At 41.1% G+C, this 14,914-nt stretch carries 10 protein-coding genes and 1 pseudogene; 9 read left to right on the top strand and 2 right to left on the bottom strand.

Annotated features, from left to right (window positions below; all coding sequences use genetic code 11):
* Positions 1-45: 45 nt before the first annotated feature.
* A complete protein-coding gene (locus MKX35_RS23390; protein WP_076298474.1) occupies positions 46-3,159 on the bottom strand; it encodes a glycoside hydrolase family 2 TIM barrel-domain containing protein in 3,114 nt (1,037 codons plus the stop codon).
* Positions 3,160-3,275: 116 nt separating this feature from the next.
* On the opposite strand from MKX35_RS23390, the gene MKX35_RS23385 reads away from it, so the two are divergent.
* The 3 genes from MKX35_RS23385 to MKX35_RS23375 all read left to right on the top strand — a co-directional run bounded on the left by MKX35_RS23385 (position 3,276) and on the right by MKX35_RS23375 (position 7,788).
* Positions 3,276-4,097: an AraC family transcriptional regulator gene (locus tag MKX35_RS23385; RefSeq protein ID WP_042193672.1), complete on the top strand. Its 822-nt coding sequence runs from the start codon at positions 3,276-3,278 to the stop codon at positions 4,095-4,097.
* Positions 4,098-4,303: 206 nt separating this feature from the next.
* Positions 4,304-5,209 carry a hypothetical protein gene (locus MKX35_RS23380; RefSeq protein ID WP_076298473.1) on the top strand — a complete coding sequence of 302 codons (906 nt, stop codon included), beginning with the start codon at positions 4,304-4,306 and terminating at the stop codon, positions 5,207-5,209.
* Positions 5,210-5,406: 197 nt separating this feature from the next.
* On the top strand, positions 5,407-7,788 hold the full coding sequence (locus MKX35_RS23375) for an alpha-L-arabinofuranosidase C-terminal domain-containing protein (protein ID WP_076298472.1): 2,382 nt from the start codon (positions 5,407-5,409) through the stop codon (positions 7,786-7,788).
* A 106-nt stretch (positions 7,789-7,894) separates the two neighbouring features.
* On the opposite strand, the pseudogene MKX35_RS31945 reads toward MKX35_RS23375, so the two are convergent.
* A pseudogene (locus MKX35_RS31945) lies at positions 7,895-7,989 on the bottom strand (alpha-L-arabinofuranosidase C-terminal domain-containing protein); the annotation flags it as partial.
* A gap of 211 nt (positions 7,990-8,200) precedes the next feature.
* Here MKX35_RS31945 and MKX35_RS23365 point away from each other — a divergent pair.
* From MKX35_RS23365 to MKX35_RS23340, 6 genes are all read left to right on the top strand, one after another.
* The gene (locus MKX35_RS23365) at positions 8,201-8,488 is read left to right on the top strand and encodes an ArsR/SmtB family transcription factor (protein WP_081382732.1); all 288 of its coding nucleotides are present in this window, start codon (positions 8,201-8,203) and stop codon (positions 8,486-8,488) included.
* 128 nt (positions 8,489-8,616) lie between these two features.
* Entirely contained in the window at positions 8,617-9,627 is a 1,011-nt protein-coding gene (locus tag MKX35_RS23360) for a LacI family DNA-binding transcriptional regulator (RefSeq protein ID WP_076298471.1), read from the top strand.
* A gap of 176 nt (positions 9,628-9,803) precedes the next feature.
* Positions 9,804-10,745, top strand: coding sequence for an ABC transporter permease (locus MKX35_RS23355; protein ID WP_042193674.1), 942 nt, complete (start codon positions 9,804-9,806; stop codon positions 10,743-10,745).
* A 14-nt stretch (positions 10,746-10,759) separates the two neighbouring features.
* On the top strand, positions 10,760-11,647 hold the full coding sequence (locus MKX35_RS23350; protein WP_076298470.1) for a carbohydrate ABC transporter permease: 888 nt from the start codon (positions 10,760-10,762) through the stop codon (positions 11,645-11,647).
* 120 nt (positions 11,648-11,767) lie between these two features.
* A complete protein-coding gene (locus MKX35_RS23345; RefSeq protein ID WP_076298469.1) occupies positions 11,768-13,405 on the top strand; it encodes a sugar ABC transporter substrate-binding protein in 1,638 nt (545 codons plus the stop codon).
* Positions 13,406-13,489: 84 nt separating this feature from the next.
* Positions 13,490-14,833 carry a glycoside hydrolase family 30 protein gene (locus MKX35_RS23340; protein WP_076298468.1) on the top strand — a complete coding sequence of 448 codons (1,344 nt, stop codon included), beginning with the start codon at positions 13,490-13,492 and terminating at the stop codon, positions 14,831-14,833.
* The last annotated feature ends 81 nt before the right edge of the window (positions 14,834-14,914 follow it).

Genomic DNA, 14,914 nt, shown 5'->3' with positions numbered 1-14,914 from the left:
TGTTTGGTAGAAACCAACCAGAGACGGCCTTTTTAATAGATGAAATTAGAGAAGAGAAAGGGTGAAACGGAATGCATATGGGCGATTAGCCGGGAGAGTGAACTCTTCGTGGGTTGGTGCACCCCAGCTATCGTCACCCCCAACTCCCATTTGCTTGTAGTTGACTCTCAGTACGCTTTTGTTCGAGACTGGCAATTTATATACGTGATCATGTGCTTCCAATTCCTCGGGTTTCCAAGGCAGAGCATTAATCTCCATAGGGATTGCACTATCAAAATAAAGTCCTGATCCGTCGTTGCCATCTGTAATCGAAGCAAATCTGACATCCGTCTTATTGCCGCACTCCTGCGGTCTAAGATAAGGGGTGAACTGGTCACTGACTTTGCCCGTATAGCGGCCAAGTGGTGCTCCAGTCTGTCTATCCCAATAATTCTCATGGGGTCCGCGGCCGTACCATGAAAGGGTATCGAGTCTTCCAGCAAGCACGAACATCATTCCGAACTCAGGAATTTCTGGTAGATCGCTACTACCCGGATTCAGTTCTTGCAGGATCTCTAAAGATCCGTCAGGGCGAATCTCATACTGAACAAGAAGGGTGGAATACGGATTCGTTGGCAGAAGGTAAGTGGTGGAAACGAAACAGAGATTTCCATCAGTTCTATATACCATGCTCAACAGATTCCGCTCATTAGAAGCCTGCTTCCATACTGCACAGCGCTTTGGCAATCCATTGCCAAGATCATTATCCGTGACCGCTCTCCAGAAGTTAGGTCTTACGGGCTCAAGCAGATGTTCTTTACCGGCAGCATGGTATGAGTTTAGCTCACCAGTTGTTGTATTAAAGTTTAGAGTGAAATTCCCACCCTGTACGGTCAATGCACCTTCATGTTCCTGCACATGTAACGTTCCATCCGTTGTCTTTGGAGCCTTTGTCACGATACGCGGGGACAGAATAAACTGTTCCCAAGCGATTTCGTGGTCAGCATCAGCCCAAGAAGTTTCTGAACGCTGAATAAAGGAGAGATTCAGAATAGCTTCATGATCACCTCTATGTGAAATCAGTTCGTAAGGGATAGTGCATTCAACGATTTCTCCTGGTGCAGCAGATATTTGCAGCAAACCTTCTTGCGCAGTTACTCCGTCTAAAGAAACTTCCCATTTAAGTTCGTACTGTTCAATGTCGGTAAATAAAAAGTTATTACGAATCTGAAAGAGACCTTCACGGATATTTAAAGCAGTTACTTTAATATTTTGATAGCACTTTTTGACCTCAAATAGCTTTGGAGTAACCGAACGATCGGCAAAAAGTAATCCGTTTCCGCTAAAGTTTCCATCATGTGGCGACTCACCAAAGTCACCGCCATATGCTAAATATGGGACACCTTCGGATGTTTTGGTTCGGATAGCCTGATCCACCCAATCCCAAATAAATGCACCTTGAAATACATCGTACTTGTCAAACATATCGGTGTATAGGTGTAATCCACCGCAAGAATTCCCCATAGCATGGCTGTATTCGCAGATGATATAAGGCTTCTGAGGATGACTCAACGCATATTTTTCAACATCGTGCGGTTTAGCATACATAGTCGACTCTATATCACTAGCTGCTTCCGACTCTCTGCAATGGAAGATCCCTTCATAATGAACAGGTCGTGTTGGGTCAGCTTCCCTGAGATAGTCATGCATGGCGATAAAATTATCACCACCGTAGGACTCATTCCCTAGTGACCAGATGATAACCGAAGGATGGTTCTTGTCTCTTTGCATCATGGAGTTGCAACGGTCAATCACATTGGCCCGCCATTCCGGTTTGCTAGCAGGTACATTTCCCTCATGTATACCTTGTTGCCCATACTGCCAAGTACCGTGCGTTTCCAGATTGGTTTCATCGATTACGTAAAGTCCATATTCATCACAAAGCTCATACCAAACAGATTGATTCGGGTAGTGAGAGGTCCGAACCGCATTAATATTATGTGTTTTCATCAGTTTGATATCTCGGATCATTTCGTCTTTGGATAGCGCACGTCCTGTGTCACAAGAGAACTCGTGCCGGTTAACGCCTTTAAGTACAATTCTTTTGCCGTTGATCTTCATAAGTCCGTCCTTGATCTCAAAGGTACGGAATCCGACCTTACAGCTGACCGTTTCAGTAGTGTTTCCTTTATCGTCAATCATGGAGAGAACCAATGTATACAGATACGGTGTCTCAGCACTCCACTTATAAGGATCTTCTACATGCTCAGAAAGCTTGAAATGATGAACGCCCTCTTGATCAAAGGAAGTAAACGTAGATATTGGAGCCTCCCATACAGGCTGTTCCTCTTTATTGTATAGCTGCATTTGGAGTGTATAAGGGTTTAGTTTCTCGTTAAAATAATTCTCTACTTTGATGTCTACGTTTAAATCCGCATGTACGAAAGCTTCATCTAGCTCGGTTTTAACGAAAAAATCAGCAACATGAACAGAAGGGGCCGTGTACAGATAGACCTCCCGGAAAATACCGCTAAGCCGCCAAAAATCTTGATCCTCCAGCCAACTGGCATCACACCAACGATAGACCTCGACAGCTAGTTTATTATCACCAGCAATTAAATAAGGGGTAATATCGAACTCGGAAGGTGTAAAGGTGTCTTCACAGTAACCGACCCGTTCTCCGTTTACCCATACATAGAAAGCGGATTCAACCCCCTGAAAGCTAAGGTATACAGGCTGATCGTTCCAAGATTCAGGTACAGTAAAGGTTCGGATGTACGAGCCTACGGGATTATATTTTGTGGGAGCGAAGGGGGGCTTGAGATCAGGTTCAGATTCCGCCCAAGGATATCGGACATTCGTATATTGCGGGTAATCATACCCATGGAATTGCCAGTGCGAAGGTACAGGAATCGTAGCCCAATTGCTGGAATCGAAATCAGCTTTATAGAAATCCACGACCCGTAGATCCGGTGTTTCGGAAAAAGAGAACTTCCAAATACCATTAAGCGTTTTGTAGTATGGCGAGGCTTCTTTATCTCCCACCAGGGCTTGCGTTAGATTGCTATAAGGGATCATGGAAGCATGTGCATCCAAGCGATTTAGTTCGAAGATTTCCGGATTATTATTCCATTCTGGATAACCGTTTGCAGGAGGCTGGTAAACAAATTTTGCTCGCATGAGTAAATCTCCTTTATAATAGTGATGTTATTATATTCATATTATAAATTGGAGTAATGGTAAGAGATATAAAAGATTTTTCATCCAATATAACAAAATATGAAACGAGTGATCAGATGGAGAGTAAAATAATCTTTTGCCAAACGGAAGATACGAATATGCTGCCGCTGTATGCTACAACCATTGGATTTTGGGAGCATCAGGCAGAAACCTTACGTCCTACCGGATTTCCGGATTACCAAATACATCAGATTCACGAAGGCAAAGGCGAACTTGTCATTCAGGAGAAACGATATATTGTGGGTTCAGGGGATGTATTCTTTTTGTTCCCGAATATTACGCATTCGTATGCGCCAATCAGCAGTAAGTGGAAGCTGTCATGGATTTCATTTAATGGTAGAGAGGCCGGTCAAATGCTGCTGTACGCAGGAATCCGCGAATCAGGCCCTGCAAGGTTGAAGGAGGATAAGTGGCTAAATCCTTTAAAAGAAATGCTCAACTTGTCAGATAGTAATGAACTGGAAACGAATCTGGAACGATCCAAACAACTATACGCGCTGCTGCTGGATTTAAAAAGCAATCTAGTTTCTCCTCTAAACGAGGCTCTTGAATTGGAGCGAATTAAACCGGTGTTGCGACATATAGAAAGGAATCTTCATAGGACCCTCCCATTAAAGGAACTTGCGGAGGTTATTGCAGTGTCGCCACAGTATTTATGCAGGCTTTTTCAAAAAACAATTCATGATCGACCTGTAACCTATATCAACAAGCAACGTATAAACTTGAGTAAACAGCTAATGTTCAATGAACGAGATAAAAAAATGTATGAAATTGCTCAGTTAGTGGGCTTCGAAAATGCCAGCTACTTTTGTCTAGTGTTTAAGCGGTTGACTGGAATGAGTCCAGAGCAATTTAAACAGCTGCATGGTTTGGACTAGAGAGTTAGAGTCGCCTCTTGGCCTTATGATAAACGCTTACTTGTTAGCGTCTAGCACTCCATGATATAGTTTAATTGAGTTCATATGTTGTTTATTTCACGAATTCGCTCATTCTCTTGCATAATTAGTATGTTCACCTGAAATCAATACATAGAACCAAATTTTCGATAAGATATCTAGTTAAGCATCAGGAAGGAGTCATCAATTTGAATGAGAAGTTAAAAGAGGCATACGAACGTTTGGACTTGCCTGTAGACATTACCCGGGAGGAACTGAATAAAAAGTTTGATTTGCATTTGAAACGCCGTAAATCAAATTCCTCAGAAACTGAGGCTGAAGCCTATGAAGAAGAATTTCTGGCTTACAAAACGATCTTAGACGGCTTAGATCAGCAGGAAATTCAGGAGGCAGAGGACAAGCGGCTAGAGAAATGGGGAGCATTTTCCGGCATAGCGCGTAAATCGGAGAATTTTTTTAGGCTATATAAAGTCCATACATTTGTATCTATCGTTGTGCTGTTAGTGCTAATCTTTGGAGGTAACGCTCTTTATAATCAATATCAAGCCAAAAAATATGAAGCTTCACTCCCGCCAGTGGATGTAACTATCATGTTCCTAGGAAACTATGAATCTCAAGATCCATCAGGTAAGGATGAAGAGCTTAAACAAGAGATCGTCAATCGTTATCCAGCTTGGAAGCGGGTAAAGACGGAAGTCGTATACCTTCCCTCAACAGGTGGAGAAGGTGGAGGCGCGTTAGACATGACTTATATCCAGCGCGCGATGGCGATGCTGGCGGCGGATCGTCCGAATATTCTTATTTTGGATGATGCTACTTTTGATTGGATTGGACAACAGCAGGGACTTAAGAATCTAGAGCCGTTTGTTAAATCAGCGGGACTTCCTTTAGATGATATTCGTTTGAAACGTATAAAAAATACGGAGAACGGTGAAGAATGGATCACAGGCGTAGATATCACAGATACGAAATTTGCTACAGACCTTCCAATTCATTCACGGAAGATGATCATTGGGGTGTTTGGAGAAGGTGAAGATAAGAACAAATCAACTGATTTTGTTGAGTTCTTAGTAGGGCAAATGACTGCCAAATAAATGAGTAGGTATAAATGGACCTGTGTTATAAAGGCCGATGTTGTATGGATTCTCATACGATATCGGCTTTTTTGTTGTACATTCAAAGCATCTGAATTGACGAATGTGAAGTGAACTCACTATAATGATTCATATAGATATGAACTAAGTAATATAAATATAAACTAAACTGAATTTTACAAGGGAGTGATGAAAGAATGAAGACAGAAGGAACTCTGACAATACATACACAGAAGCGTGGTGCAGCATTAGGTGATTTATTTGGAATCTTCTTTGAGGATTTAAATCATGCGGCAGATGGTGGACTTTATGCTGAGCTAGTTCAGAATCGATCCTTTGAATTTGATCCGATAGATCGGACCGATTATCATGCGTTAATGGCTTGGGAGCATATAGAACGTGGAGATGGGAAAACCGTAATCACCGTGGAAGATAGCGAGCCCTTGAATGATCGTAATCCACATTATGTAGCCATTGATATTGTGGCTGAAGGTGACGGCGTTGGGTTGATGAATCTGGGATTCAATAGTGGTATTCCAGTAAAAGAGGGCGAGAATTATAAGTTCTCGGTATATGCTCGTCGGGAGACAAGCTTTGACGTACCCCTTATCGTATCCATTGAAAGTACAAATGGTATCATTCATGGTGAAGCGGAAATCGCTGTGAATCACTCCGAATGGACTCGATACGAAGCAGTTATTAAGTCTAAGGCTACAGATAGTAGTTCACGTCTTGTAATCGTTACCAAAGGCAGCGGGAGGGTATATCTGGACATGGTTTCTCTGTTTCCGGAGAAGACCTTTATGAATAGACCTGGGGGCATGCGTGAAGATATTTCACTGTTACTCGCCGACTTAAAGCCTAAATTCATGCGGTTTCCGGGAGGTTGTCTGGTACATGACGGTTCCTTAAATCCAGATGACAGAGATTCTATGTACAGATGGAAGAATACAATAGGGGATGTGACACAAAGGCCGGCAAGGCGGAATAACTGGTCCTACAATCAGACGCTTGGGTTAGGATACTTTGAATATTTTCAGTTCTGTGAGGATATTGGAGCTAAGCCGATTCCCGTTCTTCCGGGCGGCTACGATCCGCATCATAAACGTATGGTGCCGCTGGGTGAATTAATGCCCTGGGTTGAGGATGCACTGGATTTGATCGAATTTGCCAATGGGGACATTTCATCGAAGTGGGGAAGGATACGTGCGAACCTTGGTCACCCGGAACCTTTTGGGCTAGAGTATATCGGCATCGGCAATGAAGAGGTAGGTGCACCCTTTTTCGAGCGATATCCATACTTTCATCAAGCCATTAAAGAGAAATATCCGGATATTAAGGTCATTAATTCAAGCGGTCCATTCTCTGCTGGTAAGGAATATGAGCGGGGCTGGACATCTGCAAAAGAGAATAAGTCTGATCTTGTAGACGAGCATTATTACTGTACACCTGAATGGTTCCTGGCGAATCATCATCGTTATGATGACTTTAAGGCCGACGAACCGAAAGTGTTTTTAGGTGAATATGCTTCATGGGGCAATACCTATTATAACGCATTAGTGGAAGCGGCATTTATGACGGGACTTCAGAACAACGCTCATGCGGTTGGTTTGGCATGTTATGCTCCTATGCTCTGCAATGTGGATTATATCAACTGGAAGCCGGATCTAATCTGGTTTAATAATCATGAAGTATATGGAACTGCGAACTACTATGTTCAAAAGCTATTCATGAACCATCAGGGAGATCAGCTACTGGAGATAAAAGCGAACGGCTTCACAGTACCTGAGGAACGCAAAGTTGAAGCGATCACAGGAGCGATTAGCTTGGGTGTGGATGCATCCGCTGCTCGATATTCAGAAATCACACTGGTCAACAATGTTACGGGAGAAGTGAAGACGTATTCTGAGTTGTCAGAAGAAGTATCAAACCTGCCTGATCCTGCTCAGAACGGAACGGCCAAACGAACACTAGAGCTTGGAGAGACGGAGTGGGAGAGCTATACCTTGAATTTTAAGGCTACTAGAACCGCAGGGAATAAAGGGTTTGTGTTCTATTTTGGTAAAGCAGATGATCAGAATCATTTGTATTGGGAACTAGGTGGCTGGCAGAATCAGGATTCCATTGTGGCATCAATTATTAACGGGAGAAACTCTGTGCTTACACATTCTATGTTTACAGTTGAAACAGACGTAGAATACGATCTGAAGCTAGAAGTATCAGGCAGACATATTCGTACTTATATTAACGGAGAGCTGATCAATGAGACGGAGGACAAACTTCCGATCATCGAACCGCTGTATTACACAGCAAGTGTGGAGGATTCCACAGGGGATATCATTCTTAAGACAGTGAATGTACAAGATAACAGCGTTTCTGCTGAGATTATATTAGAAGAGATGGTAAAAAAGGACTTGTCCATCGAAGTATATGAACTGTCGGGATACCAGATTGAGGATGAAAATAACTTCGAGAATAAAGAGCTTGTCTACCCTAAGCAAACCAATTTTACGACGATGGGCAGCAGTTTTTCTTATGAGTTCCCTAAACAATCCGTAACGATTTTTAGAATAAAATAAAAACTAAAAACGCCCCTCTGAATCCTTAGTGTTAAAAAGGTTCAAAGGGGCGTTTATGTCCGGTTGTATAGCTGTTCACCCACAGACGATCACATTCTAGGATATTCTCGGTCATGATAGGTGCAATATCATTAATAGCTGGCCGATGCAGACCATCTTTACACGGTTCACATGTTTTAGTAATGTAATGAGACAACAGCCACGACCAGTGTTCTTCTAGTGTGTATACATCTTCGAACTCTAATTTTCTTCTTGCTCTTTTTCTTAGCTTGAATATAATCACAGGTAGTAGCTACACTGCATCCATACTTATCTCGCTTATGTTAAATTAACGATTAATATTATTGTTAACTAAGAAATGTGATTTGTGAATACATAAAAATACTAATTCAAAGGCATAGGAGACAATAAAATGCACTTAACTACAGATACAGAATCGCTTCGAGTCTATGAAGCACTTGCAAGTGAAGTCAGGTTAAGGATTATCGAACTACTAGACCGAAAAGAGATGCATATTAAAGAACTGGCTGCCGAGCTCTATATAAGTAGTGCGATGGTTAGCACCCATGTTGCCAAGCTACAAAAAGCAGGCCTGATTAACTCTAAAATGAGACGTGTGGATGGAGGGACATATAAGTATTGCTCACTGTCTACGAACTGCCTGCAGATTAAATTATCAGGATCTCGGGGAATCTGCTAATCAGATATTGTGAATGATACGAAATAGAGAATTAATAAAAATAAAAAAAACATATTGTAATGAAAACGTTTTTATGATAATTTAAATTTATAAAAACGTTTTTATTTGTAAAGGAAGATTGAATCGTTATGGAAAAGGTAACTATCAAAGACGTTGCTAGAGAGGCTGGAGTGTCCATTTCTACAGTTTCCAACGCACTAAATGACGTTGATGTATTAAATCCGGAGACCAAATCACATGTGCTTAAGGTCGCGAAGCAATTAAATTATGTTCCAAACCTAAATGGCAAGCTCCTAAGAAACGGAAAAACTAAAATGCTAGGTTTTTTCACGACAAGTGTAGCGGGCCCGTACTTCTATAAGCTGGTGGAGTCCATGTCTCGTGAATGTGATCGGTTAGGTTATGGTTTAAATGTATTTGTTACAAAGGATAAACAAGTAATTATGAGCAATATTCTAGGCCGACGTGTGGATGGTGTCATTATCTACGAAGAGCTGAGAATAGATGAAGAAGAAATTGCCGCAATGGTGAAAGACAAGATCAAGGCTGTGTTTCTGGATCGACCACTTAAGAATGAAACGATGGGAAGCGTAATCTTTAATTCGTTTGAATCTGCTTACGAAGCAACTAAATATTTAATCAATCTGGGACACAAGAAAATTGCTTACATATCTGGTGTAGATGAGATGTATGACAGTGTTCAGCGGAAAGAAGGATACTTGGCCGCCTTGCGTCAATATCAGCTTCCGACGAACGAAGAGTATATTATCCAAGGATATTTTGAGGAAGAGAGCACCTATAACGCTATAAAGTCTCTAGTTCATTTAAGTCCTGAAAAAATGCCTGATGCTTTTTTAGCGGGGAATGATTTGAGTGCCATTGGATGTATTCAAGCTTTGAAATCGAATGGATATGAAGTCCCGTTGGATATAAGCGTTATGGGGTTTGACGATATTGATATCGCGCAGTATTTCTCACCGCCATTAACGACGGTAAGAAATCAAATTGCCAGACAAGGTATTCTATCCATAAATCACCTGGTTCGCATGATTCAGAAGAAGGAACAGGGCGAAATGATGAAACTGCCAGGTGAACTAATTGTACGTGGTTCTACTCAAGTGAAGATTGATCGGTACTAACGCTTTCAAGAAGGGCAACAAGATAGTATCCGATCATTTTTATAATTTTATTGCTTTTAGGAGGTTTTTTTTAAAAAGAAATAAAAACGTTTTTATTGTTATGGGGATCATGATTTGGAGGGGAGAAGAAAAACGTGGATAAATTAGCCGTAGTGCCAGTGAACGGGAAGAATCCAATGAACAGTAAGAAACCTATGGGACAGAGGGTCAAAGAATTTGTGATTGATTATAAGAGGCAATGGGAGATTCAGTCCATGGTCATCCCGGGAATCATTTTTATGATTATCTTTTGTTTCATTCCTATTTACGGATTAACGATTGCTTTTAAGAGCTACACCGTAATAGACACGCTCGATTCTGCACCATGGGTGGGGCTTGATAATTTCAGAATTATTTTATCAGACAAATATTTTTGGGATGCTGTAGTCAATACCTTGGGGATCAGCTTTCTGAAATTAGCTATAGGTTTTGTTATTCCAATTATTCTATCCGTCATGATTTATGAATTAAGCGGTGGACGCTTTAAGAAAATAGTACAAACAATCTCTTATTTACCACACTTTTTGTCCTGGATCGTTCTGGGCGGGATGTTGATTGCTTGGTTCTCTTCCTCCGGTATGTTTAATGAAATCTTGCTCAATTTGGGGATCATTTCGAAACCGGTAAATATCTTGCTTGATGCGAACAAGTATTGGTGGATTGCAACGTTATCGGATATTTGGAAAGAGGCAGGTTGGGGAACAATTTTATATTTAGCCATCATGTCCAAAATTGATCCTACTTATTATGAAGCTGCCAAAATAGATGGGGCAAGTCGTATGAGACAAATTTGGAATATTACCCTACCTAATATGAAGCCAATTATCAGTTTAAATCTGATTCTGACTGTAAGCGGTTTATTAGGATCGAATCTGGATCAAACCTTGGTCTTGATGAATTCTCAGAACCGTGCCAAAGCAGAGGTAATCAATTCTTATGTGTATCGTATGGGTATGACGCAAGGTGACTTCTCTTATGCTACTGCTGTTGGTTTAGGTGTCTCCATTGTTTCTGTGATCCTACTGATTAGTGCCAACAAAGTGTCCAGCAAATTAAATGATAATCAATCAGTTCTGTAGAAGGAGGCATTTTTGTGAATCGTACGGTAGCTAAAGAAGATCTCGACAGTCGAATCTTTAACACTATAAATATTATTTTACTCTGTATCTGTACTGTAATTATCGTTGTTCCTTTATGGAATGTGGTCATATCCTCCTTAAGCTCAGGTAAGGCGCTCGCGGAAGGTGGATTTATATTCTGGTCTACTGATTTCTCCTTAGAGAATTACCGCGCAGTATTTAATGACGAGACGATAGGATTAGCCTTTCTAGTCTCCATTGCAAAAACGTTCATCGGTGTCATTACCCACGTATTCTTTTGCGCGATGATCGGTTATGGCTTGAGTAAAAAATACATACGTGGCCGCAAGCTATACGTTGCCTTGGGTGTAATCACCATGTTCTTCTCAGGTGGTATGATTCCAACGTATTTATTGATTAAATCACTCGGTCTATTGAACAGCTTTTGGGTTTATATTATCCCGGCCTTGTTCAGTTATTATGACGTAGTTATTCTAATGAACTTCTTTAGAAACGTACCGGATTCACTTGAAGAGTCAGCCAAAATCGATGGTGCAGGTGACTGGCGTATATTCCTGAAGATTTTTATCCCTCTTTCCATGCCGGCTATGGCTACGATCGCGTTATTTAACGGGGTTGGGCAGTGGAATGACTTTATGACCACCAAATTATACATTACCGATCAAGCACTCTATCCGCTGCAGATGAAGCTCTATGAAATTATCGTTCAGTCGCAAACGCAATCCATGCAAAATGTCGGCGGATCTGCGATTATCGAAACTACAACTAAAGGGGTTCAACTAGCAACAATTGTCATTACAACTTTGCCGATTGTTGTGATGTATCCAATATTACAGAGGTACTTTATTTCAGGAATGATGATGGGGGCGGTGAAAGAATAGAAAGATTGGAGGGGTTTTATAGCAAACACTTATGTACGAAATGATCCATCGGAAGTGTAGCTTGTACTATCAGATCTACACTTCCGTTACTACCAAAACTTTTTTAGGGGGAAACAAGGGATGAACAAAGCATTTGGGAAAAAAGGACTCAAACTTTGTACTGCGCTTATGGCTGTTGTATTGGTATTTACGGGTTGTGGATCGAAGGGTAGTTCTGATAACTCCAGCAAAGAATTAAGCTCCATTGAAGGGCGATATACAATTGACCCAGAAACACCAGCTTGGAAGCTTGATAAAAAAGAGGAAACTACGGATCTCACTTGGTATGTAAATGCGGATTGGTGGAACACAGACTTTGGTAAGGACCTCGTTACTAAAAAGATTAAAGAGGACCTGAACATCAATATTAAATTCATTACTGGGGACGACACGAAGTTAAATACTATTTTTGCCGGTGGCGAAATGCCGGATATGTTGACTATCTTTGATTCGAACTCACCAGTGGTACAAAAAGCCGCAACTTGGGCATTGCCTTTGAATGATCTGGCGGATAAATATGATCCTTATTTCAATAAAGTAGCAGCAAAAGATACGATGAACTGGTTCCAATTAGCAGACGGTAAGACTTATGGCTATCCTAACTATTCTAATACGCAAAACGATTTTGATAGCGGTAACATTCCTGCTAAAACGGCATTTGTAATCCGCAAGGATGTTTACGAAGCGATAGGAAAACCAAGCATTGGAACTCCTGAAGAATTCAAGAGTGTTATGCAGCAAATCAAAAAGCAATTCCCGGCAATGATTCCTTTTGGTTTTAACTCTATTGGCACAGGCACTGGTTCTTTGGGAGATGTTCTTCAGGATTTCATCGGCGTACCGATGGAAACCGAAAATGGTGAATTCTACAACCGTAACCTAGATGAGGATTATCTGACTTGGTTGAAAACATTAAATGAAGTCTACAGAAATGGTGACATCAGCGATGACAGCTTTGCAGATGATGGGACGGCTTTTGAAGAAAAATTGAAATCCGGTAAATATGCAACGCTGATGCTCGATGGAACACCTCAACAAAGTGGTAACCTGCAAATCTTCATGACAGAAAATCCAGACAAAGAATATATCGCTATTGATGGACCGCAAAGCACAGTTGGACATGAGCCAACGTTGAATCAGTCAGGAATTACAGGCTGGATGATTACCTATGTCACTAAAAAGGCTAAAGACCCTGCCAAAGCGATTCAGATCTACACTTATCTATTGAGTGAAGAAGGACAAAAGCTTATGAACTATGGTATTGAAGGGGAAACCTATAAGGTTAACGAAGCGGGTAAAATTGAATTTTTACCTGAAATCAAAGATCTTCAATTGAATAATGCCGATAAATTTAAAAAGGATTACCGGATGGGCGAATTTATGTTCTTTGGACATGACCGCGATAAAGCTCTAAGTAATGACGCATTCGCAGATTCTATTAAACAAATGCAAGAGTGGGGTAAAGGTAAGCTGAAACCACACTTTATTCTTGAAAATATCAACCCGGCTCAAGGAACGCCGGAAGCTCGTAGTCTATCTGCAATCGATACAAATTGGAACACTACGCTTGTGAGTATGATTCGTGCTAAGGATGAAGCAACATTTGATAGCACCTTGGCTGCTTACAAATCATTCTTGAAGGATAACAACTGGGATAAGATCGCAGAAATTCGCACTGAAAAAATGAAGAACAACAAAGAAAAATTAGGTCTTAAATAAGTAAAAGGCTGGATGGGGCCCCTTTACCGGGGCCTTATCCTACAGAAACATAGCAAAATATATAGAAAAGTGGAGGGAAACAACATGACAAAACTTAAAATTTATCAATCTACAGGGGAAAATGAATTGTTCGTAGAGCAAACGCTAGAACAATTGACTCCAATGGCTTCAGATGAGCCGGTCACTACTGTAAACCTTGATGAGAATCAAACCTTTCAGGAAATGGATGGCTTCGGGGCATCCTTTACGGATTCATCCGCATATTTGATTAACCAAGTCCTTGACAATGAACAGAAAAAAGAAGTCATGAGCAAGCTTTTTGATTCCCAAGATGGAATTGGCTTGTCCGTATTAAGAAATCCAATGGGAGCATCGGATTATGCTAGAGATATTTATAGCTATAACGATATGCCTGCTCAGGAAACCGATACAGAATTAACTCATTTCTCCATCGCACATGATGAAGCTGATATTATCCCTTTGTTACAACAAGCGCTGGAACTTAATCCTGAGATCAAGCTGATGGCTTCACCTTGGAGTGCACCAGGCTGGATGAAGACTAGCGGATCTATGATCGCCGGTGAACTTAAACATGAACATTACCAGGCTTATGCCGATTATTTTGTACGATACATTCAAGCATTTGAAGAGCACGGTCTGCCAACTTATGCGGTAACACCGCAGAACGAGCCTCTTTTTGAACCAAAGCACTATCCAAGTATGTTAATGCTGCCTGAGGCGCAAAGAGATTTCATTAAAAATTATTTGAAGCCTAGCTTCGTGAAAAACAACATCCATACAAAAATTCTCTGCTATGATCACAACTGGGATCGTCCGGATTATCCACTCACGGTGCTCGATTATGCGAAAGATGAAGTGGACGGTGTTGCCTGGCACTGGTATGGCGGGAATGCGTCAGCACAATCAGAGGTGCTGAAAGCTTTCGCGGATAAAGAAGTGCATTTCACAGAAGGTTCTGGTGGCGAATGGATTCCTCCGTTTGAACAAGCCTTCTCGAATGTCATGAGAACAGGGATTGATATTCTCAGAAATCATAGTAAATCCTTTGTCTTGTGGAATATGGCCTTAGATGAGAAGAACGGTCCAACTGTCCCGGGCTTTGGTAAAAGTACTTGTCGCGGTATTGTGACGGTCAACCAAGAGACTAAGGAACTTACGTATACACTGGACTACTATGCACTGGCACACTTCAGCAAATTCATTCGCCCTAAAGCTGTACGTATTGACGCTTCCACTAATCAAGAAGTGATTCGTTCCGTAGCGTTTAAGAATACAGATCACTCTATTGCGGTTGTTCTGTTCAACGATAGTGAAAAGGCTGAGAATGTAGCTGTGAAATTGCAGGGTAAGGATGATTTATCGTTCCGTTTAGGCTCTAAAAGTGCTTTATCTATTTTGATTAAATAATATGTGTATGAAGTGCTCGAATTTAGATTCGAGTACTTTTTTTTGCCAAAAAACGCATAAAAAATCAGTGTTCGTAAATCT

This window comes from Paenibacillus sp. FSL R5-0923 (assembly GCF_038009145.1).
Taxonomy (GTDB): domain Bacteria; phylum Bacillota; class Bacilli; order Paenibacillales; family Paenibacillaceae; genus Paenibacillus_AQ.
The sequence above is the reverse complement of the archived record's forward strand: the minus strand, read 5'-3'. Positions and strand labels throughout refer to the sequence as shown.

Coding starts and splice junctions, on each gene's coding strand:
- MKX35_RS23365 (WP_081382732.1), top strand. CDS start 8,201: ATGCACTTAACTACAGATACAGAATCGCTTCGAGTCTATGAAGCACTT.
- MKX35_RS23345 (WP_076298469.1), top strand. CDS start 11,768: ATGAACAAAGCATTTGGGAAAAAAGGACTCAAACTTTGTACTGCGCTT.
- MKX35_RS23340 (WP_076298468.1), top strand. CDS start 13,490: ATGACAAAACTTAAAATTTATCAATCTACAGGGGAAAATGAATTGTTC.
- MKX35_RS23375 (WP_076298472.1), top strand. CDS start 5,407: ATGAAGACAGAAGGAACTCTGACAATACATACACAGAAGCGTGGTGCA.
- MKX35_RS23360 (WP_076298471.1), top strand. CDS start 8,617: ATGGAAAAGGTAACTATCAAAGACGTTGCTAGAGAGGCTGGAGTGTCC.
- MKX35_RS23355 (WP_042193674.1), top strand. CDS start 9,804: ATGAACAGTAAGAAACCTATGGGACAGAGGGTCAAAGAATTTGTGATT.
- MKX35_RS23390 (WP_076298474.1), bottom strand. CDS start 3,159: ATGCGAGCAAAATTTGTTTACCAGCCTCCTGCAAACGGTTATCCAGAA.
- MKX35_RS23385 (WP_042193672.1), top strand. CDS start 3,276: ATGGAGAGTAAAATAATCTTTTGCCAAACGGAAGATACGAATATGCTG.